Genomic DNA, 20546 nt, shown 5'->3' on the forward strand with positions numbered 1-20546 from the left:
TCGCTTGACTTGGCCGGTCTCAGCGCCGGATTGAGGGGAGGATGGCGCAATGTCGCGTTCTAATAAAGAACAATATTTCGCATATTTAGTTGCCGAAAAGGCAACGCCAAAACGCGCGGCGATTCTATTGAATTTGCAATCGTCAAGTCCGTCGCCCGAACCGAAGCATCGATTTAACGCCAAGACTTTGCGAAGCCCTGATTTATGGTGGACGTTTACTTAATTATCCACTCAAGATAGAAAATGCTTGCAGGGGTACTCGGCAACTTATCGATGATAGGATACAAATAACACGTCAGTATCCTAGTGCCAAAGAGATGGTCCCTCAGTGAGCAAAGCACCGAATGCAGCCGACAGAGAGGTTGGAAAGCGGATCCGCCTCTACAGGCGAGAGAAAAAACTTACTCAGCCGCAACTTGCCCACCATGTGGGCATCACGTCTCAGCAGCTTCAGAAATATGAAAACGGCATTAATCGGATTGCTGTCGGCAAGCTCGTGGAGATCGCGACCGCGCTAAAGGTCGAGATGGTGGCGTTCTTCGATCGGATCCCGACAGTCGAACCATCGAACGACAATCAGCTCGAAGACCCGCAATTCGATTTCACCCATGAAGCGCTGCTGATGAGCACCGCATTCATGAGCATTTCCAAACCGGTTCTTCGCAAACGCATCCTGGAATTGGTTCAGGCGGTTGTTGCAAGGGAATTCGAGGCGGAGGCGCTTTTGGCCGATATCGAAAGACAGCCGGCCCAGTCAGCGGTCTCTGACGTTTAAGTCCTGGGACCATCCTCATCGAGGGCTATCTTCGTCTTGCTGCGGAATATCGCATTCAGCTTCACGCTCCTCTCGTTTTCGGGACTGGTGCCTTCCCAATCGAGCGAGAGTTGAAGGAGAGCCATGTTCGTCAAGTGGACGACCGTGGAGAGCTGAAGCGATTCCGCCTCCTTGTTGACCGCGGAAAGCATGCGGAACAGGCGGGCATATTCGTCGCTGGCGACGTCGTGGGCGAGATCAATCATTCATGGATCCTTGCGCCGAGTCCATCTCGTCGCGCAGTTTTTCCCAATGGGCGGTCTGTGCGAACGTCCATTTGGAGTGTTTACGGGAACTGGTAATGCCGTTGAGCCAGACGAGAACGGCCCTCGCATCCTCACGTTTCAATTCCACCTTGTGGCGTTTGATGTCGTGAAGGATCACCGCACCGCGCTGAGGATCACTGAACTCGCATCGTTCGAGAATGGCCTGATAGGTCCGCTCGGTGTAGTGCATGAAATTGGCAGCGAGAAAAAACCGTTCCCGCTCGGCAGCTGAAATGAGCCCCATCCGCCCAAGCTTGCGGATCGTTGCCTCGTAGTCGACGCGCGGCACCGAGAGCGGCATCCATCCGAGCTCCTCGGGGCCGTGGATCAATGCCACGGCCTCGTCGTCGATCAGCCGGCCGGCTGCATAGTCGGAATATATCCGGCCGATGCCGATCATTCCGAATGCCTCGCATTCGGCAGCGCGCAGCGCCCCCATGCTCGAGCCGCCGCCGATGGAGACATCGCGGCTCAGCGCATAAAGAATCTCCTTGTGCCACACGGAGGCGGACTCGCCGAAATAGCCGTCGATCAGGGCGATCGCCGTGGCGCCGTCCTCGACCGCCTTCAGGATGTCTCCGCGGGCCGCAGGTCCGCGGAAGGTCAGCGACGGGAATCGCTGTTTCATCTGGCGGGTCGACGACCCGAGGCTTGGCCCGACGAAAACGACTTTCAATGCCGTGATCTCCTTATGGCATTTGCAGCGCGGATACCGAGCTGCAAATATTGTCCGGAAAGTTCGACTTCCAGGCCGGGAACGATGACCCGGACGACCGAAACGGGGAGCCCGGCATCCTGCATGGGAACCGCAACCACCTGCCTGATGCCGGCAAGCCTGAGACGACCGAGTATGTGATCGATCGTGCCGTTGATGGTGTGGCGGGTTACGTCAAGCTCGCGATACTGGACCGGGCGCCTGTCCAACGACGACAGGGCGACCAGGCGGCTGAGAGCGTTATCCGCCCGTATGTGCTGATAGATGCGGGGCGAAAAATCGTCGCGGCTGCCGGCAATCGCGGTCAGACGGCTCTGTGCTGCTTCGGTGATGGCGCGCAGCATTGCGCGCACGGGGTCGGGATGGCAGCCGCAGCCGCCGCAAATCTGACTCCAGCGCGGGTCTGATCGCTTGGCCGTGGCGTCCGGGATAAGCACGGCCAGAAATGCCGGAACCTGGAGGTCTGTCGTCATGTCGAGGAGAAGGAGCTGCATGCCCGCATTGCGAAGGCGGCTGACCATGAGGTCGAGCACGGCATCCTCGACGCTGGCCGGATCGACGAGGCAGGCATTCAATTCGTCCTCGGATTTGAGCTGGACAAGGGTCCAGGCATCGCGCTCGACGAGTTCGCACAGCCCGTGCAGGAGTGCCTCCGCATGGGTGTTTCCGGATGCGAGGCCATCGCTGGACTGCTCGAACCCGGCAGGCCGTTCGCCTCGGTGATCCATCCCGGCGAGCCACCAGGGCACCATGATCTGATTGCCGGAGAGGATGTCGAGACCGGTGACCCAGGGTATCTGACGGTCGCCGATTTCGGAGGGCACGCACCGTGCGGTCGAATGAAGGTCGATCATACCCGCGGCAGAGCCGGCGACGTCGTTGACGGTCGCCCAGGTCAGCGATGCCGGTTCGACCTCGGCAACCCGTGTCTCAAGGGCTTCCATGGCGGCTGAGGTGCGCGCCGCATCGGTATCGACGCCTTTGCCCTGGAAGACGGAGAGAGTGTAGCTGTTGGGCCGCGTCGCAAAGGCGACGGGAATGCCGACCCGGTCGAGGCCGGTCAGGAAGCCGACCCGGGTGATGCCGAGATCTCTGAAAAACGGGCTGATCGCGTCGAAGGTTTCCGCCGGCGACACGCGCCGGTCATGATACGTGCTGAAACCCTGCTCCCGCTGTGTGAGGGAGGCTGCGAATTTCTGGATCGTCTGCGTCGATGACTGGATCTGCATCATCATTTCCGGCTGCCAAATTTCGAATGACCCCGATCTCGAACGAGATTGGGCGGGCGACTGCCGGGTCTGCAAAAGTGGTTGCGATGCCGAACTCATCCCGTCGATTCGTCCTCTCTAAGAGTCTCTATGGGAGAGGAGACCAAAGGCACCGTGACTTGGGCGTGACAGGCTTGTGAAGGGGCAAGTTTGGTTGCTGAAAAGACCTTTGCTTGGCGGCATTCCAGAGCCGTCGCGGCTCGTGGTTAAGCCCAAGGCAACCGTCGGCACCTTGGGCTTCCAGGCTCATTACTGATATCTCATTGCATGCGTGACCTGAGAGAGCGCGTTCGCCGCAATCTCGGTCCGGCCGCCAAGCACGGCTTCGGCAGCGGCGGAAAACCGCAGCGTCGGGGCAGAGGCAGTCGTCTCAACCGGCTTGGATGTCTTGAACTTCGTTTCCATGCTTTCTCTCCGCTAAAAGGCAGCTTGTGCTGCGTTGCGTAGAGAAAGGACCACAGAGGGTGTTATTCCAGCGTGACAGGCATTTTCACGCCTTTTTACGGCAGCCCAGCGAGCCTGAGGCCGTGAATGAGCAGCTCGGCATGCGCCGGGTCACGGTCCGGCACGAAGTAGCGGATATCTTCGCTGCGGAAATCGGGGAAATTTTCCCGGACGATCGCCGCATATTTACGCGCAGCCGGCATGTCGCCTGCCATCGCGTGACTGGCGGCAAGCAGCCGCGCGGTGGCGTGTTTGCTGCGGACCGGGTCGATCGTATCGATCGCTTTTGAATATTCCTGGCGCACGTAATGGGTGGAGCCCAGTATCCAGTAGTAATAATCCGGCGGCAGAGGGTTCAGCTTGAAGGCCGCGAGCCCGAGATCGAGAGCCTTGTCCAGGTCGCCGGCATGCGACAGAGCGTCCGAATAATCTATCAGCACGTCAGCGTCGCTCGGATTAAGGTTCTGAGCCTCCTGAAAAAGGTCCAGGCTTTCGTCGAAACGCCGGCGATAGAGCGAGATGAAACCGAGCTCGCGGAAGGCGCGACCGCTGCCGGGATCGAGATCGCGGGATGCGCGGGCGGATTGATTGGCCACATCCAGCAGCTCGTTGTCCTTCATGCCGCGAACCAGCCATTCCATGCCGAGCGAGCGCGAAATTCCGGCATGCGCCGGCGAAAAGCTGTCACAGCGCTTGACCGCTGACTTGAACCATTTGCGCGCCTGACGCAGATGCGGCAGGTCCGTGCCGGACAGATAGCGCTTTCCTTCGAGGTAAAGGCGGTAGGCAGAGGGGTCGACGTCGTCGAGAGACCTGGCGATTTCATGCCGTTCGATGACATCGGTCAGCGACATCGAGATGCGCCGCGCCAACTGGCTGAAAGATGCTCTCATCTGCTGGACGTCGAGCGGCAGGTTGATGGCCCAGAGCACTTCGCCGGTGCCCACCCGCGTCAGCCTGCAGGTCGCAAAAATCTCGTCGCCTTCACCCTGGATCGTCACGAACACGGAATAGTCGAACTGAAGGTCGCTGAGGGCCGATTGATGTTGATTTGCATCGCCCGATCGATTGAGCAGTTCGAAACTCGTATGGGCGGCGATGATCTTGAAAACACGTTGGTGGCTGAGGCCGATCGTGACGTCTTCCAAAAGAGCTCTGCCGAGGCGCTGCACCAGTGCGTCCTGGACGATGGTCTCGGGCGGCAGGATCACCACCCGCGGCTGTGCCGGCATGAGACCCTTTGATCGCTCCTCCGTTTCCGGTGTACGGTCCGAGCCGGGCCGACTGAGGATGCCGAGTTCGTGGGCGAGCCCAACCGTCTCCGGCGTCGGCGGCGTGCCGTAGTCGGCCCTGAGCTGGTCCCGGCATCGGCTATAGGCCTGGCGGGCGGCGGCGAAGTCGCCGTGGCCGACGTGATATTTCATCAGCGCTCGCGCGGCGCCCTCGTGAGAGGCATCCAGTTCGATCAGGTGGTTGGCAAGCAAGGGTAGTGATGAGGATTGCTGGTGGGACGATATCGCGAGCAGGCTTTCGATGTGGCTCAGTCGCCAGTCACCGACCTTGCGCCGCGCATCCAGAAGCCAGTCCTCCGCGCCGCCGGTCGGAGCCTCGACGGCTTCGAGCAGTTCGCCATGAACAAGGTCCCATTTATCCTCGTCTAACGGTGCCGCCTCCATCAAGGCGAGGAGATCAACCGTGAACCGATCGCAATCAAGGCGCAGCGTTTCTTCGTCGTTGACGAGGATGGCCGGGGCGTCCGGTCCGACCGCCTTGGCGATGCGTGCCAGAAGCTGACGCAGGCTGTTGGCGCGTTTTTCCGCATCATGGGAGGGCCAGAGCAGCCGCCGTATCGTTTCGCGGTCGACCGTCAATCTGGGCGCCATCGCAACGACGGCAAATAGAAAATAGGCTTTTTCCGGCAGCGCGATGCTCATGCCGTCCAACTCAAGCGAGGGGCGACCGAGCAACCGGATTTGGAGCATCGTATTTTCGAGCATTGTATTGCTGTTCGGAACTACGCGTTGTTGTAGAAAATATGTATCGTTATGGGGACGGTCTGTACATTCATTTCTGATACTGCTGAGCTAATAAGCTCCAAGTACGAAACCCGCTTCGGCAAATTACGTTGTATTGCTCTCGTCGAAGACGCGTTTTCATCCTCCGCCGCAGGTCGGAAGCAGGTTGTAAGATATTTGCTCGACCGACATCAGGATATCGGCCTCAGTCGGGCCGGATGAGCTCGGGAATTACGCCGGGCTTCCGAGGAACTGGAAGTACGCCCAAGCGAGAACAAGGCATACGATCACGGCTGCAACAACTGCCAACTTGCGCAGCAACGGATTCGGCTCTCGCGGCGGCGGTTCCGGGCGTCGGAATTTGATGACGTTGTCGTTCATGAATCTGCTTTTACCGCTGAACGTCTTGAACCGCTACAGGGTTGCGATTGTTTTATGGTGTTGCGGGTGCGAGCCGCATCCGAGACGTGCATAACAGCACATCGATCCGCGTTCAACTTGCCATATTCACGGCAGTCCCTGCGTTCAGTGGGCATTCCAAGCGTGGTTCTTGACCTCCCTACTTCACTGCTCCCGCCGTCATGCCGTTGATGAACTGGCGGGACAGGATGATGTAGACGATGATGACCGGCGCCGAGGACAACAGAAGCCCCGCGAACAGCACGCCCCAATCTGTCGTGTATTCGCCCATGAAGGTCGTGAGGCCTTGCGGCAGGGTCTTCAGGTTGTCCTTCTGGATGAAGATCAGCGGGAAGAAGAAGTCGTTCCAGATCGGCACGACGTTCTGAATGCCGGCGATCACCAGGGCCGGCCGCACCAGCGGCAGCATGATCGACCACATGATCCGCGGTTCGCTGGCGCCGTCCATGCGGGCCGCGTCCTCAAGTTCGTTCGGAAGCGTGGCGATGAAGCCGGTCATGATGAAGACGGTGGTCGGCAAGCCCATCGCCACATAGATGACGATCAGCGACAGCTGCGTGTTCAGGATGCCGAGATCGCGCATCAGGATGAAGAGCGGGATGATCGCGAGCTTCAGGGGAAGCGTCAGTCCGGCCAGGAAGAACATCAGCACGAAGCTCGATCCCCGGAACTTGTAGCGACCGACCGCATAGGCCGCCATCGTCCCGAGCGTCAGGATCACGACGATCGACGCGCCGGTGACGATCACCGAATTCAGGAGATAGCGCAGGAAGTTGGTCTGGCTCCAGATCTTGACGATGTTGGCAAGGTTGGAGAAATCCGGGATGCCGAACGGCGACTGGAAGATCTGCGCATTGGTCTTGAACGCGGCAAACAGCATGATGACGATGGGGGCGAGCATCACCACCGTATTCAGGATCAGGATGATCTGGATCAGCCCATCCTTGCCGAGCGTGGCGAGCATGCCGCGCCGATCGTAATAGCTTTGCGAAGCAGTGCTCATATCTGGATTTCCCTGGCCCGCAGCTTGAAGGTGATGACGCCGGCCACCAGCGCGATGAAGACGAAGATCAGCACGGCAAGCGCGCTGCCGGCGCCGAAATCCTGGCCCGAGCCGGACATGTTGCCGAAGGCGGTGCGGTAGAAATAGAGCCCGAGCACATCGGTTGCGCCGTGCGGAGAGCCTTCAAGGCCGACCATCACGTAAGGAATCTCGAACCAGTTGAAGCTGCCGACGAAAAGAAGCGTGAAGACGACCGTGGCGCTTGGCGCCACCAGCGGCCAGACGATCTTGGTGATCTTGGTCCACTCGCTTTCGGTTTCCATGCGAACGGCATCGAGGATTTCGCCCGGAATGCGCTGCATGCCTGCGAGGAAGACCAGCGTCGGGAAGCCGACCATGTGCCACGCATTGGCGAATATCAACGACCAGAGCGCGGTGGAATCCTGACCCAGCCAGGGCTGGGCAAGTCCGCCAAGGCCCAGCCCGCGGAACGAGATGTTGACCACGCCGAAAAGCGGATGAAGGAAGAGCTTCCAGAGAAAGCCAACGATGATGGTCGACAGTACGACCGGCAGGAAGACGGAAATCCGGTGGAAGGCAGCACCCGGCAGCTCGCGCCAGAGACAGTAGGCGAGCAGGAATCCGACGCCGTTCTGCAGCACCATCAGCGCAAAGAAGACCCAGACGTTGTGAAGGAACGCGTTGACGGTCCAATCGGCATAAGGCTGGGTGAACAGCACCTTGTAGAAGTTTGCGAAACCGACGAATTCGCCGCGCGCCAGCCCGTTCCAATGGAAAAAGGCATAGGCGAAGGCCGAAATGATCGGGTAGACGACAAACAGCGCTACGAAGGCAAGCGGCGGCACGATCAGGGCCGAAATCCAGAGCCTTCGCGAAACAAGGGGCGATCCGGGCATTACAACTCTCTTGAGATTGGAAGCGGGGCGGCTTGCAAAGCCGTCCCGCCGCTTGAGGTCACTTCTTGAACGGGGCGTACCAGTTCGCAAGGCCGGTCGTCAGGTTCTTTCCGACCTCTTCCGGGGTCGCCTTGCCGCCAAGCAGCTTCTGGATCTCGCTCTGCAGCAGGACCGAACCGGACGGCTCGCCGTAACGGAAATGGACCAGCATCAGATAGGGGATCGAGTGCTTGTTGAGGTCGGCGACTTCGCCAAGCAGCGGGTCCTTGAACGTCACGCCGGGTACTGCCGAGATGTTGTTCAGGTCGTTGGCGAACATCTGGCCGAATTCCTGGCTGGCGAGGAAGTTCAGGAACTTGACCGAAGCTTCCTTGTTCTTGCCCTTGGCGTTGGCCGCATAACCGCCGTCGAAATAGAGGGCGACGAGCTTCTCGTCCTCGGCCTTCAGGCCGGGAGCCGCGAAGATGCCCATCTTCATGTTGGGGTTCTGCTTCTTGAAGTTGGCAAGCTCGTAGGAGCCGCCGACAAACATGCCGGCCATGCCCGATGAGAAGAGCTGCTGGGCGGAAGCATAATCAAGACCGATGAAGCCGTCCGGGAAATATTTGGTGATTTCCTTGAGCTTGGTGAGTGCCCCGACATAACGCTTGTCTGTGAAGTCCGCCTTGCCAGCCATCAGGTCATCGTAGAAACCGCGGCCCATGATCGAGGATACGAGGCCGCCGACCACGACTTCGTTCTGCCAGGCGGTTGCCGTGCCGTTGGCAAACGGCATGACGCCGGCAGCCTTCAGCTTTTCGGATGCCTTGATGAAGTCATCCCAGCTCTGCGGCTCGCTCAAGCCGTTCTTGTCGAAGATATCCTTGTTGTAAATCACCAGCATGGTCTGGCTGGCAAAGGGTACGGCGTAGGTGGTCTTGTTCGAACGCATCGTCTCCGAGGCGAGCGCCGGCGCGGTGAAGGTCGAGAGGGCCGGGACATTGGTCTTGTCCAGAGCCAGAAGATAGCCACCGCTCGCGATCGTTTCCATGCCGCCATAGGTGCGGGTGAACATCAGGTCCGGTCCCGAACCGCCAGCAAGCGCGGTCGACAGGATCGTGTTGTAGTTCGTCGCTTCGAACGTTTCGAACTTGACGGTGATGCCCGGGTTCTTCGTCTCGAAAGCGGAGATAAACTTCTGGTACTGGGCCTTATCTTCCTGCCGCCAGCTCCAGAAGGTCAATTCCTGCGCCATTGCCGGCAAAGCTGTCGCCAGGGCTCCCAAGGCTACTATCGTGCTGCAAACTAGCTTTTTCATCTGGTTCCATCCTCTTGGTATTTATAGGAGACGAAAGTGCTTTCAGGCCGCCAACCTCTCCCTCGTTGCGCGACTGAAATAGTGGATTTCCTCTGAAGCCACCGTGATGACGACCGGCGTGTCCGGAGGCAGGTCGACCGAGGCCGAGGACCGGATGCCGACCAGCGTGCCGTCGCCGAGGCGCACATACACATATGTGTTCTCGCCCAGATATTCCGTGTAGACGACGCTGCCCTTGAAGCCCTCAGTGCTTTCGTCCGTGGAGACCGTCATCGCATCCGGCCGGACGCCGATCACGAGATCCCGCTCGTCCGATTGCGGCAGGCGGGAAACGCTGACCGATCCCGATCCGGCAAGCCCGAGATTGTTGCTGTCGCGTTCAACGTTGAGAAGCGACATTCGGGGCGAGCCGATGAAGGTCGCGACGAACGTGTTGGCCGGCCGTTCGTAAAGTTCGCGCGGGCTGCCGAACTGTTCGACCTTGCCGTTGTTCATCACGACAATCCGGTCGGCAAGCGTCATCGCCTCGACCTGGTCGTGGGTGACATAGATGGTGGTGCCGCCGATCTCGCGATGGAGCCTGGCGATCTCCAGGCGCACGTCGGAGCGCAGCGCCGCATCCAAGTTGGAAAGCGGCTCGTCGAGAAGCAGGACCTTCGGCTTTCTGACCAGCGCCCGGCCGATCGCAACGCGCTGGCGCTGGCCGCCGGAAAGTTCGCGCGGCTTGCGCTTCAGGAGCGGATCGAGCCGCAGCATCTTGGAGGCTTCGTCGATGCGCTTTTCGACTTCGTCTTTCTCAAGGCCCATCAACCGTGCGCCAAAAGCCATGTTTTCGTAAACATCCATATGCGGATAGAGCGCATAAGATTGAAACACCATGGCGATGCCACGGCGCGACGGGGCAACGTCGTTCATCCGGCGATCATCGAGGTGAAACTCACCGGAACTGATCGTATCAAGGCCCGCGATCAATCTCAGCAGCGTCGATTTTCCGCATCCCGACGGGCCGACGAAAACGACGAATTCCCTGTCGGAAATCTGGAGGTCGATACCGTGCAGCACGTCGACGGATTTGAAGCTTTTCTTGATGCCGCTGAGGGTCATTCGAGCCATGCCGAAACTCCGTACTCGTCAATTCAAAGTGTGCTCGGCGGCAAGTGCCGTGAGCAATTCAGCCGTTTCAAACGGATCGCGATGAAGGATGCAATTCTGCCATCCGAGCTCGCGCGCTGCCACGACGTTTTCCTCGATGTCGTCGATGAAGATGACGTCCTTTTCCGAACATCCTTCGACTTCCGACACCGCCTGAAAAATCATCCGGTCCGGTTTTTCAAGGCCCATGTCCTGGGAGAGGTATTCGTGATCGAAATAACCAGCGCTCAGGAGGTTGTCGCTAATATAGCGCCAGTGGATCGGCTGATTGTTGCTGAGGCAGACGACGCGATGATTTTTCCTGAGCTTGCGGACGAAATCGATGAATTCGTCAAAACCTTCGGCGACATAGGCATGTTCGGCTTCATAGACGCTTTCGGCCGGCACGCCGAATATTCCGGCGAGCGCCTGCACGTAATCGGGCTCCGTCGACCGCCCCAGCCGAAAATCACGGAATATCGCCTCCGGAACGTCGCCATACCGCAATGACGGGCCTGTGCCGCCAGGCTTCGATACCGCGCGGTCACGGGAGGCCGGGTCGAGCTTCACGAACACGCCGCCAATATCAAAAATGAAGAGCTTTTCGCGTTTCTTCATGAGCCGGTTCCAGCACCACTCCCTCATCCCTTAAGTGTTAACAACCTATTAGATAATTCCGCCCTGTCAATTAAGTATGGAATTTTTTATTCGTATCGAATGTTTTCAACAGGCTGTTGCCGCCTTCGCTTCATTTTGGTCGGGGATCTACTATGGGTATTGGTGCGGGATGTAATGAGCCGCAGGCGATAAGGCCTTAGAAATACGCCTGATTTGCGGGTGAGTCGGTCATCTCGCAACGGCAATGCCGCGTGGCGGAATGGAATATAAAATTCTTTATGTTTTTACTGATGGGAATTTTCTATCGTAATCGTTTTGGTCACAAGGATCGCCGATCGAACGATCGGCGGGAAGACCGATATCCGGGTGGCCGGCATCGTAATGGCAGGCGGTTGATTGTGTTGGAGAAGCGCGGCCGCTCGGATGTTAGCGGCAGGACGGTCGTCGGTGGTGTTCGTGGCAGACGTCGTGTGTGAGAATGGCCTGTAGCCATGCCAAGACCACTACAGTCGGGCTGGCCAGGGGGCACGGCTGCTTCTCAAGGTCCGCACCACAATGCAATCGCCCTCCGCCGCGAGCGGGCCGCGGTTGAGAGGGCGACGGGATATTATCGTGGGGTACCCGATCGCCTGTATCTCTTGGAACAGGCGATCGGAGGACGGCTCGGACGAGAGCTTGGTCGGGGCGATCGTTACGCCGCGACGGGCTGGGCGGGGGCCTTGGCGCCGGTCATGAAGGCGACAGCGTCGGACATCGTGTATTCCTTCGGATCGATCACGGTCAGCCGTCGTCCAAGCCGATGAATATGGATACGGTCGGCCACTTCGAACACATGCGGCATGTTGTGCGAGATGAGCACAATCGGAATGCCGCGCGAGCGCACGTCGAGAATAAGCTCCAGAACTTTCCGGCTTTCCTTGACGCCGAGTGCGGCGGTGGGTTCATCGAGGATGATGACCTTGGAGCCGAATGCGGCGGCCCGGGCCACCGCAACGCCCTGACGCTGCCCGCCAGACAGGGTCTCGACGGCCTGGTTGATGTTCTGGATCGTCATCAGCCCGAGTTCGGTGAGCTTGTCTCGGGCCTGCTTTTCCATCGTCGGTCGGTCGAGCATACGAAACCACTGTCCGAGCATGCCCGGTTTGCGGATTTCGCGTCCGAGAAACATGTTGTCGGCGATGGATAGCGCAGGTGAGAGCGCGAGGTTCTGGTAGACGGTTTCGATACCCGCATCGCGGGCTTCGAGCGGCGACTTGAAGTGCACCGGCCGGCCTTCCAGGGTGATTTCACCCTCGTCGGGCCGCACCGCGCCGGAGATCGCCTTGATCAGCGAGGATTTGCCGGCACCGTTGTCGCCGATGACGGCGAGGATTTCACCGGGGTAGAGATCGAAATCGGCGTTGTCGAGAGCGGTCACGCGTCCGTAACGCTTGACCAGGCCGCGGGCTGTGAGGATGGGTTCGACACTCATGATTACACCGAGACCTTTCTGATCCACTGATCGATGGCGACGGCGGCGATGATGAGCCAGCCGGTCAGCATGACTTTCCATTGAGGATCGGCGCCGAGCATGTTGAGCCCCATCGACATGACGCCGACGAGCATGGCGCCGAACAGCGTGCCGAGGATAGAGCCGCGACCGCCGAACAGCGAGATGCCGCCGATCACCGTCGCGGTAATCGCCTGCAGGTTATAGTCGGTCACGGCGGAGGAGGGGGATATCGAACCGTTGCGGCCGATCGAAACCCAGGCGGCGAAGGCGGCGATGATACCGGCGATCGTGTAGACGCTGAGCAAAACCTTGCGAGTCTGGATACCAGAGAGTTTTGCTGCCTCCGGATCGTCACCGACCGCGTAGACATGCCGTCCCCAGGCCGTATGGTTGAGGATGTACCAGAGCACCGCCACGAGCAGGACCATGGCGATGACGCCAAGTGTCAGGATGGCGCTGCCTACCTTGAAATTGAGAGCGAAGAGATGGAGGAGCGGCGCCTTTTCATCCACGTCGGTGTCGCGGATCGTCTCGTTGGCGGAATAGATGAAATTCGTCGCCATGATGATGTTCCAGGAGCCGAGCGTCACGATGAACGGCGGCAGCCTCATGACCGCGACAAGGAACCCGTTGAAGAAACCGCAGATGCCGCCGGTGATCAGGCCGACAAGGATCGCGATGCCCGCGGGCATGCCGTAGGTAACGGCGAAATTGCCCATGATGACGGCCGATATCACCATCACCACACCGATCGAAAGATCGATGCCGGCGGTGAGGATGATCAGCGTCTGGGCAGAGCCGAGAATACCGACCACCGCGATCTGCTGAAGGATCAGCGTCAGCGTATAGGACGAGAAGAACCGTCCGCCGATGGCGATRCCGAAGATGATGATGGACAGGATCAGTACGATCAGCGGCACGGCAGCGGGTGTCGAATGCAGAAAATGCTGCGCGCGTTTTAAGAGAGAGACGTCCTGGCTCTCGAACGAGGCAACGCTCTTGTCGCTGCCGTCGAGAACACGCTCGAATTCCTGTGTTCCACTCATGTTTCCTCCTCCGCGCGCCGAATGCGCAGGAACCATCCGTTGAGTTCGCCCGGTCTTCGCCGGTTGCTTCCCAGCGGCCTATCAATGGTCGAAAACGGCCGGGAATCTCGCCCCGGCCGAGATGTGGTTAGATGGCGGGGATCAACCCCAGCACTTGGCCGTACCTTCCTTGACGTCGATCGACTTGACACCGGGAACCGGTTTGTCGGTGACCAGCGAGACGCCGGTGTCAAAGAAGGACTTGCCTTCGGTCGGCTTCGGCTTTTCCTTGGTGTCGGCGAACTTCTTGATCGCCTCGATGCCGAGCGATGCCATCAGCAGCGGATATTGCTGCGAGGTGGCGCCGATCACGCCTTCCTTGACCGACTTGACGCCCGGGCAACCGCCGTCGACCGAGACGATCAGCACGTTCTTTTCCATGCCGACAGCTTTCAGGGCCTGGTAGGCACCGACGGCGGCGGGCTCGTTGATCGTGTGGATGACGTTGATACCGGAATTTTTCTGGAGAAGGTTTTCCATGGCCTTGCGGCCGCCTTCCTCGTTGCCGTTGGTCACGTCGTGGCCGACGATGCGCTTGTCGGTTTCATCACCGATCTTGTCCGGGTTCTTGGGGTCGATGCCAAAGCCGATCATGAAGCCCTGGTCGCGCAAAACGTCGACCGTCGGCTGGTCCGGGGTCAGGTCCAGGAAGCCGACCTTGGCATCCTTGGCCTTGTCGCCCATGGTTTCCTTGGCCCACTGGCCGATCAGCTTGCCGGCAAGAAGGTTGTCGGTGGCAAAGGTAGCGTCGGCGGCGTTGATCGGGTCGAGCGGGGTGTCGAGGGCGATCACCAGGACGCCGGCATCACGGGCCTTCTTGACAGTCGGCACGATGCCCTTGGTGTCGGACGCGGTGATGAGAATGCCCTTGGCGCCGTCGGCGATGCAGCTTTCGATGGCTGCGACCTGGCTTTCGCTGTCGCCGTCGATCTTGCCGGCATAGGATTTCAGCGTCACGCCGAGTTCCTTGGCCTTGGCCGAGGCACCTTCCTTCATCTTGACGAAGAAGGGATTGGTGTCGGTCTTGGTGATCAGGCAGGCGGACACGCCGGCGGCCTGGGCAGGGGCGGAAAACGCGACGCCCAGGACGAGGGCGCCGAACGCGGCGGACAATACGGATTTCTTCATGGTCTCCTCCCAGAGTTAAGATTGTCCGCCATGCGGACCAAACGTTCGGACACCGGTGCCACCGAGTTCGACAGGCGTCTCCTCCAAGCCGTCCTGTGCCCTTACACCCTAATTAAGAACGAGTTGAAATAGCCTGTCAATAATTAATTCCGATTGAATTATTTATTTCTCGTGCCATAGTTTGCCGAAGTGGAGGTTCAGAATCTGGCGATCCGTGTGCGGTGCACCTTTGGGTTTAGCTCGAGATATCAAAAGGATATCCCGCATTCCCGAATGAGGTTTCTCCGTCGGTTCAAGGCTTCTGGGAGGAAGAGCCATGTCGGTTTCGGATAGTGTGGCGCAAGGCCATGCGCTGCTGGGCAATTTTACCGGCGGCTCAAATCAGGTGCGGGTGAGGGCCTATAACGAGCGGCTCGTGCTTTCGCTTGTGCGCCTGAACAGCTCGATGTCGAAGGCGGATATCACGCGACGCAGCGGGCTTTCCGCCCAGACCGTCTCGGTCATCATGCGGGCACTCGAAAAGGACGGTCTACTGTTGCGCGGTGAACCGGTGCGGGGCCGGGTGGGGCAGCCTTCGGTGCCGATGCGTCTCAATCCGGATGCTGCCTATTCGTTCGGCGTGAAGATCGGCCGGCGTAGTGCCGACCTGGTGCTGATGGATTTCGTCGGTCATATCCGGCTGCAATATCACGAGACCTATGCCTATCCGCTTCCCGGGAAGATCATCGAGATCATCACGTCCGGCATCGCCCGGCTCGAAGGCCAGTTGAATGAGGCACAGCGCGGCCGTATCGCCGGGATCGGGATCGCCGCACCGTTCGAACTCTGGAACTGGGCCGAGGAGGTGGGCGCTCCGCAAGGGGCGATGGAGGTTTGGCGCGGGTTCGATCTGCAGGCGGAAATCGCAGCTAAGGTCCAGCACGCGGTTTATCTGCAGAACGACGCGACCAGCGCCTGCGGCGCAGAACTGGTATTCGGCGTTGGCCCGTCCTATCCGGATTTCGTGTATTTCTTCATCGGATCGTTCATCGGCGGCGGGATCGTTCTGAATTCCGCGATTTTTTCCGGCCGGACCGGAACCGCCGGCGCGGTGGGGCCGCTTCCGGTGCGTGGCAAGGATGGCGAGACGCGCCAATTGCTCGACATCGCCTCGATCTTCGTTCTCGAGAACCTTCTGAAAGAGCGGAACCTGGATCCGCAGCCGCTCTGGTATTCCGCCGACGACTGGATCGATTTCGGAGAGCCGCTCGATCTGTGGATTTTCCAGACCGCGAATGCGCTTGCCCAGGCGATCGTCGCGGCGGCCTCGATCATCGATTTTGGTGCCGCCGTGATCGACGGCGGTTTTCCGGCCTGGGTGCGGCAACGGATCGTCGCCTCGACCATCGAGGCGGTGGCACGACTCGATCTTCAGGGCGTCATTATTCCCGATATCATCGAGGGAATGGTCGGCTCCCAGGCGCGGGCGATCGGCGGCGCCAGCCTGCCGATCTTTGCCAAATACCTCACCGACCAAAGCGTGCTTTTCAAGGACCTGCGCGAGATGCCGGCAGGTTCGTAGACTGCTGGCCGTCGGCCGATTCCATTGATCCCGGCGCCGTTTCGTTTGATCGGTGGAGAAGTTGCCTCAGCGGCCCTTGGCCTGGCGCCAGCGGGCGAAGTCCGTCTTGGTCTCCTCCCTGGTCGCCGGATAGAGGCCGATGATCGAGCGGCCGCTCAAGACCTCCTCGGTGACGAAATCCTCGAATGCGGTCATCTCGACCACCTCGTCGGCGATCTCGTCGGCGATGCCGGCTGGAACGATAACAACGCCTTCATTGTCGCCGACAACCACGTCGCCCGGCCAGACCGCGACGTCGCCGCAGCCGATCGGCACGTTGATATCGAGCGCCTGATGGAGTGTCAGGTTGGTCGGGGCGGAGGGGCGGTTGTGATAGGCACGGATGCCGAGTTCGGCAATTTCGGGGCTATCACGAAATCCGCCATCGGTGACGACGCCGGCGACGCCGCGCACCATCAGGCGCGACACAAGGATGGAGCCGGCGGAGGCGGCTCGGGGATCCCTGCGGCTGTCCATGACCATCACATGGCCGGCCGGGCACTGCTCGACGGCGGCGCGCTGCGGATGTTGCGGGTTCTGGAACACGGAAAGCGGGTTGAGGTCCTCACGTGCAGGGATGTAACGCAGGGTGAAGGCCTGACCGACCATGTTCTGCGGCTTTTGGGAAAGCGGCCGGACATCCTGGATGAACTGATTGCGCAGTCCACGCTTGAAGAGCGCGGTGCAGATCGTCGCGCAGCTGATGCCCTGGTATTTCTTGCGCGTGGTCTCGGAAAGAACGTAGTCGGTCATGGGTTCTCCACTCAGAAAATGTCGGGCTCGCCGGCGGTCGCGCCGAATTGCCGTTCGAGGAAATCGAAATCGCAGCCTTCATTGGCCTGCTTGATGTGCTTTGAGAACATCCAGCCATAACCGCGTTCATATTTATCGGCCGGGGCTACCCATTCGGCGCGGCGGCTGGCGAGCGTCTCTTCGTCCACCAGCATGTCGATCGAGCGGTTCGGCAGGTCGACGCGGATGATGTCGCCGGTGCGCACCAGCGACAGCGGCCCGCCGATATGGGCTTCCGGCGCCACATGCAGGATGCAGGCACCGTAGCTCGTGCCGGACATGCGGGCATCGGAAATGCGCAGCATATCGCGATAACCCTGTTTCAGGATCTTCTTCGGGATTGGCAGCATGCCCCATTCCGGCATGCCGGGACCGCCCTTCGGCCCGGCATTGCGCAGAATCAGGACGTGATCGGCGGTGACGTCCAGATCCTCGCGGTCGATCATCGCCTTCATTTCGGGATAGCTGTCGAAGACGAGGGCAGGGCCTTCGTGAACCCGCAGCCGCGGTTCGCAGGCAGAGGGCTTCATGACGCAGCCGTCCGGCGCGAGATTGCCCTTGAGAACCGCCAGCGAGCCCTCGTGGTAGATCGGGTTGGAAAGCGGGCGAATGACGTCGCTGTTGTAGACTTCCGCACCCTTCAACGTTTCGCCGAGCGGGAAACCGCTGACGGTCATGGCGTCGAGTTTCAGGAGATCCTTGATCTCCGACATCAGGGCGCGCAGGCCCCCGGCGTAATAGAAGTCTTCCATCAGGTATTTGTCACCGGTCGGACGAATGTTGGCGACAACCGGCGTCGTGCGTCCCGCCTTGTCGAGGTCGTCCAGCGTCAGCGGCACGCCGGCGCGGCGGGCCATCGACAGGAGATGGACAACGGCATTGGTGGAACAGCCGGTCGCCATGGCGACGGTCGTGGCGTTGTGGACCGCGTCGGCCGTGATGATCTTGTCCGGAGTCAACTCATCCCAGACCATTTCGACGATCCGGCGGCCACACCGCGTGCTCATGCGGATATGGTTGACGTCGGCGGCGGGAATGGAACTGGCACCAGGGAGCGTTAGGCCGAGCGCCTCAGCGATCGCGGTCATCGTGCTTGCGGTGCCGAAGGTCATGCAATGGCCGTAGGAACGGGCAATGCCTTCCTCGACACCGGTCCATTGTTCTTCGGAAATCGTGCCGGCGCGGCGCTCGTCCCAGTATTTCCAGGCGTCAGAACCGGAGCCCAGCCATTCGCCTTTGTAGTTGCCGCGCAGCATCGGGCCGGCGGGCAGGAAGATCATCGGGAAACCGGCGCTGATGGCGCCCATGACGAGGGCAGGGGTGGTCTTGTCGCAGCCGCCCATCAGCACTGCCCCGTCGACCGGGTGGGCGCGCAACAGCTCTTCCGTCTCCATGGCGAGGAAGTTGCGGTAGAGCATGGAGGTCGGCTTCAGCGCGCTTTCGGAGAGCGACTGCACCGGCAGTTCCACCGGAAAGCCGCCCGCCTGCAGGACGCCGCGCTTCACATGCTCGACGCGGTCCTTGAAATGGGAGTGGCAGGCGTTGAGGTCAGACCAGGTATTGAGGATGGCGATGATCGGCTTTTTGCCCCAATCCTTCTCGTCATAACCCATCTGCATCATGCGGGAGCGATGTCCCGACGAACGAAGATCATCCGGCGCGAACCAACGTGCGCTGCGGAGATTGGCTGTTTCCTTAGTCATGCTTGCTCTTCCAGAAATCCTGCCATCATTCCGGTATCGATTATGTTTCGATCCGGGGACGGAGCTCCTCCCGCCCGGCATCAACTTAAACAGGGTTTCGGCAAATTGATATATCAAGTTTCAGATTTCTGCCTTGATATATCAAATTTCAGGTGGTAGATCAGCGCCATAAGCATGGAGGATATGAATGGGAGGTGACGACGCACTTCTGCCCGTGGAGCCGGTTTTTCTGAAAAGCCTGCGCGACCACGTCTATGGCCTAGTGCGCGACGCCATTCTTGCCGGCCGACTGAAGGGTGGCGAAAAGCTCAACGAGCGTCATCTCGCCGGTCAGCTTGGCATCAGCACGACGCCGCTGAAGGAGGCCTTGCGCGTACTCGAAGCCGAAGGCCTGGTGCGATCGGAGCCCCGCCGTGGGATCTACATCACCTTCAATGCCGGCCAGGCGGAAGAGATGATGCTGGCGCGTGCCGCGCTCGAAAGCATGATCGCTCGCCAGGCCGCCAAGCGGGTGACGGATGAAGATATTGCCCTGATGCGCGAGCTCATCGTCGAGATGCGGGCCGGTCTCGAGACGGTGGATGTGCTGCAGTTCATCGCTCTCAACGAGCGCTTCCATAACGCCATCCATGAAGCGTCTGGCTGCGGCTATCTGCGCCGCCTGCAGGGCGGCCAGAACATCTACACCCATGCGGCCCGTCTCAGCGTGCTGTCGGAAGAGCGGGAGCGCTTCCTCGCGGTCGAGGAACATCAGGCCATCGCCAACGCGATCGCCGCCCGCGAGCCGGATCTCGCCGAGCGGCTGATGCGCGACCACGTCATTCGCTCGGGCGAGAAACATCTTCTCCGGGTGTAGCAAGTCGGGAATGGGGGAAACGGACATGAATATCCGCGATTACAAGCGTGTCCTCACGGGCATTTCGGGCGTCCACGTGACTGCCTACGACAACCAGGGGGCGATCGATCCTCACTTGACCGGCAAGATCATCCGCCGCATTGCCGACGCGGGCATTCACAATATCGTCTGCGGCGGCAATACCGGCGAGTTCTACAGCCTTCAGCATGAGGAAGTGCTTCGCCTGCAGGCTATCTGCGTCGCAGCTGTCGAGGGCAAGACAGTCGTCACCGCCGCAGCCGGCCGTTCGGTCGGCGAAGCGATTGCGACCGCCAAGTCGGCCAAGCGTGAAGGCGCTCAGGGAGTGATGGTCCATCACCCGCTCGATCCATTCGCCGCCCCCTGCTCGCAGGCCGACTATTTCATCGCCATCGCCGAAGCTTCGGAACTGCCGCTCGTCGCCTATGTGCGGTCCAATGCGATGGCCGTCGACGATCTTGCCCGCATTGCCACCCATCCCAACATTGCCGGCGTCAAGTTCGCCTCGACCGACATGATGCTGTTTTCCGAATGCGTGCGGGCGACCGAGGGCACGGATGCGGTCTGGGTCTGCGGTCTCGCCGAGGGCTGGGCGGCACCTTTTTACGCACTCGGCGCCAAAGGCTTCACGTCCGGCCTCGTCAATATCGATCCGGCCCGGTCGCTGGCGATCTGGAATGCGCTCGAAGCGGGCGACTATGCCAGGACGCGGGCGCTGGTCGCCAAGATTGCAGGCTTCGAAACGTTGCGCACTAAGTTCAACAACGGCGCCAATGTCACGGTCGTCAAGGAGGCTTTGGCCTTGCGAGGCGAAAACCTCGGGCCGGTGCGTCTGCCGGGCCTGCCGGCGCTCGATGCCGCCGACCGCGATCGCCTCGAACAGATCTTAAAGGGCTGGGAACCTGTCGCCGCCTGAGCGGCGAAGGAGAAGGCCTCGCGAATACCGGCGTTCCTGGCGCCGTTC

Annotated in this window: 19 protein-coding genes; 4 read left to right on the forward strand and 15 right to left on the reverse strand. The window is 60.1% G+C overall.

All coding sequences use genetic code 11. From position 1 onward, the window contains the following. The first annotated feature begins 328 nt into the window (after positions 1-328). On the forward strand, positions 329-775 hold the full coding sequence (locus AC1DLT_RS12800; protein WP_477486963.1) for a helix-turn-helix domain-containing protein: 447 nt from the start codon (positions 329-331) through the stop codon (positions 773-775). Here the strand turns inward: AC1DLT_RS12800 and AC1DLT_RS12805 are convergent. From AC1DLT_RS12805 to AC1DLT_RS12865, 13 genes are all read right to left on the reverse strand, one after another. Further along, on the reverse strand, positions 772-1020 hold the full coding sequence (locus AC1DLT_RS12805; protein WP_477486964.1) for a hypothetical protein: 249 nt from the start codon (positions 1018-1020) through the stop codon (positions 772-774). The two genes, AC1DLT_RS12800 and AC1DLT_RS12805, sit on opposite strands and share 4 nt — an antisense overlap. Beyond that, positions 1013-1756: a TfuA-like protein gene (locus AC1DLT_RS12810; protein ID WP_477486965.1), complete on the reverse strand. Its 744-nt coding sequence runs from the start codon at positions 1754-1756 to the stop codon at positions 1013-1015. The genes AC1DLT_RS12805 and AC1DLT_RS12810 overlap by 8 nt, the downstream gene beginning before the upstream one ends. Next, on the reverse strand, positions 1753-3024 hold the full coding sequence (locus AC1DLT_RS12815) for a YcaO-like family protein (protein ID WP_477486966.1): 1272 nt from the start codon (positions 3022-3024) through the stop codon (positions 1753-1755). Before AC1DLT_RS12815 ends, AC1DLT_RS12810 begins: the two co-directional genes overlap by 4 nt. A 288-nt stretch (positions 3025-3312) precedes the next feature. Then, positions 3313-3468 (reverse strand): hypothetical protein, encoded by a 156-nt coding sequence (locus tag AC1DLT_RS12820; protein ID WP_247032832.1) that lies wholly within the window; start codon positions 3466-3468, stop codon positions 3313-3315. 95 nt (positions 3469-3563) lie between these two features. Then, complete coding sequence (locus tag AC1DLT_RS12825; RefSeq protein WP_477486967.1) at positions 3564-5504, reverse strand: BTAD domain-containing putative transcriptional regulator; 1941 nt, start codon at positions 5502-5504, stop codon at positions 3564-3566. Between the two features lie 577 nt (positions 5505-6081). Further along, a complete protein-coding gene (locus AC1DLT_RS12830) occupies positions 6082-6945 on the reverse strand; it encodes a carbohydrate ABC transporter permease (protein WP_038543907.1) in 864 nt (287 codons plus the stop codon). Beyond that, the gene (locus AC1DLT_RS12835; RefSeq protein ID WP_038543905.1) at positions 6942-7862 is read right to left on the reverse strand and encodes a carbohydrate ABC transporter permease; all 921 of its coding nucleotides are present in this window, start codon (positions 7860-7862) and stop codon (positions 6942-6944) included. The genes AC1DLT_RS12830 and AC1DLT_RS12835 overlap by 4 nt, the downstream gene beginning before the upstream one ends. Positions 7863-7920: 58 nt before the next feature. Further along, positions 7921-9159 (reverse strand): extracellular solute-binding protein, encoded by a 1239-nt coding sequence (locus tag AC1DLT_RS12840; RefSeq protein WP_038543903.1) that lies wholly within the window; start codon positions 9157-9159, stop codon positions 7921-7923. A 42-nt stretch (positions 9160-9201) separates the two neighbouring features. Further along, on the reverse strand, positions 9202-10272 hold the full coding sequence (locus AC1DLT_RS12845; RefSeq protein WP_038588069.1) for an ABC transporter ATP-binding protein: 1071 nt from the start codon (positions 10270-10272) through the stop codon (positions 9202-9204). A gap of 18 nt (positions 10273-10290) precedes the next feature. Further along, entirely contained in the window at positions 10291-10908 is a 618-nt protein-coding gene (locus AC1DLT_RS12850; RefSeq protein ID WP_477486968.1) for an HAD-IA family hydrolase, read from the reverse strand. Positions 10909-11599: 691 nt separating this feature from the next. Beyond that, complete coding sequence (locus tag AC1DLT_RS12855) at positions 11600-12379, reverse strand: ATP-binding cassette domain-containing protein (RefSeq protein WP_038588066.1); 780 nt, start codon at positions 12377-12379, stop codon at positions 11600-11602. Between the two features lie 2 nt (positions 12380-12381). Beyond that, positions 12382-13446 carry an ABC transporter permease gene (locus AC1DLT_RS12860; protein ID WP_038543895.1) on the reverse strand — a complete coding sequence of 355 codons (1065 nt, stop codon included), beginning with the start codon at positions 13444-13446 and terminating at the stop codon, positions 12382-12384. A 141-nt stretch (positions 13447-13587) separates the two neighbouring features. Beyond that, complete coding sequence (locus AC1DLT_RS12865) at positions 13588-14613, reverse strand: sugar ABC transporter substrate-binding protein (RefSeq protein ID WP_038588060.1); 1026 nt, start codon at positions 14611-14613, stop codon at positions 13588-13590. Between the two features lie 316 nt (positions 14614-14929). On the opposite strand from AC1DLT_RS12865, the gene AC1DLT_RS12870 reads away from it, so the two are divergent. Further along, a complete protein-coding gene (locus tag AC1DLT_RS12870; protein ID WP_051899752.1) occupies positions 14930-16174 on the forward strand; it encodes an ROK family transcriptional regulator in 1245 nt (414 codons plus the stop codon). Between the two features lie 66 nt (positions 16175-16240). Here AC1DLT_RS12870 and AC1DLT_RS12875 read toward each other — a convergent pair whose 3' ends face one another. Together AC1DLT_RS12875 and araD are read right to left on the reverse strand one after the other, a co-directional pair. Continuing rightward, entirely contained in the window at positions 16241-16966 is a 726-nt protein-coding gene (locus tag AC1DLT_RS12875) for a ribonuclease activity regulator RraA (protein ID WP_038543892.1), read from the reverse strand. A gap of 11 nt (positions 16967-16977) precedes the next feature. Next, positions 16978-18708 (reverse strand): L-arabinonate dehydratase, encoded by a 1731-nt coding sequence (gene araD, locus AC1DLT_RS12880; protein WP_477486969.1) that lies wholly within the window; start codon positions 18706-18708, stop codon positions 16978-16980. 187 nt (positions 18709-18895) lie between these two features. Between araD and AC1DLT_RS12885 the strand changes: the two genes are divergently transcribed. Next, the gene (locus tag AC1DLT_RS12885) at positions 18896-19564 is read left to right on the forward strand and encodes a GntR family transcriptional regulator (protein WP_477486970.1); all 669 of its coding nucleotides are present in this window, start codon (positions 18896-18898) and stop codon (positions 19562-19564) included. A gap of 25 nt (positions 19565-19589) precedes the next feature. Then, complete coding sequence (locus tag AC1DLT_RS12890) at positions 19590-20498, forward strand: dihydrodipicolinate synthase family protein (RefSeq protein ID WP_477486971.1); 909 nt, start codon at positions 19590-19592, stop codon at positions 20496-20498. Positions 20499-20546: the final 48 nt, after the last annotated feature.

Source organism: Neorhizobium sp. 05N33 (assembly GCF_056397445.1).

Excerpts from the sequence above, each read along its gene's own strand:
- AC1DLT_RS12865 (WP_038588060.1), bottom strand. The coding sequence starts at position 14,613 with ATGAAGAAATCCGTATTGTCCGCCGCGTTCGGCGCCCTCGTCCTGGGC.
- AC1DLT_RS12835 (WP_038543905.1), bottom strand. The coding sequence starts at position 7,862 with ATGCCCGGATCGCCCCTTGTTTCGCGAAGGCTCTGGATTTCGGCCCTG.
- AC1DLT_RS12805 (WP_477486964.1), bottom strand. The coding sequence starts at position 1,020 with ATGATTGATCTCGCCCACGACGTCGCCAGCGACGAATATGCCCGCCTG.
- AC1DLT_RS12845 (WP_038588069.1), bottom strand. The coding sequence starts at position 10,272 with ATGGCTCGAATGACCCTCAGCGGCATCAAGAAAAGCTTCAAATCCGTC.
- AC1DLT_RS12855 (WP_038588066.1), bottom strand. The coding sequence starts at position 12,379 with ATGAGTGTCGAACCCATCCTCACAGCCCGCGGCCTGGTCAAGCGTTAC.
- AC1DLT_RS12830 (WP_038543907.1), bottom strand. The coding sequence starts at position 6,945 with ATGAGCACTGCTTCGCAAAGCTATTACGATCGGCGCGGCATGCTCGCC.
- AC1DLT_RS12850 (WP_477486968.1), bottom strand. The coding sequence starts at position 10,908 with ATGAAGAAACGCGAAAAGCTCTTCATTTTTGATATTGGCGGCGTGTTC.
- AC1DLT_RS12890 (WP_477486971.1), top strand. The coding sequence starts at position 19,590 with ATGAATATCCGCGATTACAAGCGTGTCCTCACGGGCATTTCGGGCGTC.
- AC1DLT_RS12875 (WP_038543892.1), bottom strand. The coding sequence starts at position 16,966 with ATGACCGACTACGTTCTTTCCGAGACCACGCGCAAGAAATACCAGGGC.
- AC1DLT_RS12825 (WP_477486967.1), bottom strand. The coding sequence starts at position 5,504 with ATGCTCGAAAATACGATGCTCCAAATCCGGTTGCTCGGTCGCCCCTCG.
- AC1DLT_RS12870 (WP_051899752.1), top strand. The coding sequence starts at position 14,930 with ATGTCGGTTTCGGATAGTGTGGCGCAAGGCCATGCGCTGCTGGGCAAT.
- AC1DLT_RS12815 (WP_477486966.1), bottom strand. The coding sequence starts at position 3,024 with ATGCAGATCCAGTCATCGACGCAGACGATCCAGAAATTCGCAGCCTCC.
- araD (WP_477486969.1), bottom strand. The coding sequence starts at position 18,708 with ATGACTAAGGAAACAGCCAATCTCCGCAGCGCACGTTGGTTCGCGCCG.
- AC1DLT_RS12840 (WP_038543903.1), bottom strand. The coding sequence starts at position 9,159 with ATGAAAAAGCTAGTTTGCAGCACGATAGTAGCCTTGGGAGCCCTGGCG.
- AC1DLT_RS12820 (WP_247032832.1), bottom strand. The coding sequence starts at position 3,468 with ATGGAAACGAAGTTCAAGACATCCAAGCCGGTTGAGACGACTGCCTCT.
- AC1DLT_RS12885 (WP_477486970.1), top strand. The coding sequence starts at position 18,896 with ATGGGAGGTGACGACGCACTTCTGCCCGTGGAGCCGGTTTTTCTGAAA.